We start from the raw sequence: 513 nt of genomic DNA, 5'->3' as shown, positions 1-513 counted from the left end.
AAAATGAACCGACATCTTTTGATCCGCCGATCGGCTTTAATAATGTCTCATGGCAGGCGCTGAACAATCTGATGGAAGGTTTGACAAGACTTGGCGCAGACCATGAGCCCGAAGCGGCGTCCGCCGAAAAGTGGAACATTTCCGACGACGGGAAGACATATACTTTTACAATCCGTGATGATGCCAAATGGTCAAACGGAGACCCTTTAACCGCCGGGGATTTTGAATATGCGTGGAAGCGTCTGCTCGATCCGAAAACGGGCTCCTCTGCCGCGTTTTTAGGCTACTTTATCGAAGGCGGTGAGGCCTTTAACAGCGGAAAAGGTTCAAAAGATGATGTCAAAGTCAAAGCGGTGGATGAAAAGACGCTTAAGGTGACGCTTGAAAGTCCGCAGCAGTCGTTTTTAAGCATTGTAGCCAATCCGGCCTTTTTCCCGGTTCCTCAGAAAATCGCCGAAGACAATCCGAAATGGCATGAAGAAGCAGCCACATTCGTCGGCAACGGTCCGTTTA

Annotated in this window: 1 protein-coding gene; it reads left to right on the top strand. The window is 49.3% G+C overall.

The window, feature by feature from the left end; translation table 11 throughout:
• Window positions 1-513 (top strand): ABC transporter substrate-binding protein (locus ACWHAR_RS32215; RefSeq protein ID WP_452089067.1); only part of this gene is annotated, 513 nt, incomplete at both ends.

The sequence above is a fragment of the Bacillus sp. LR--39 genome, assembly GCF_053613335.1.
The sequence above is the reverse complement of the archived record's forward strand: the minus strand, read 5'-3'. Positions and strand labels throughout refer to the sequence as shown.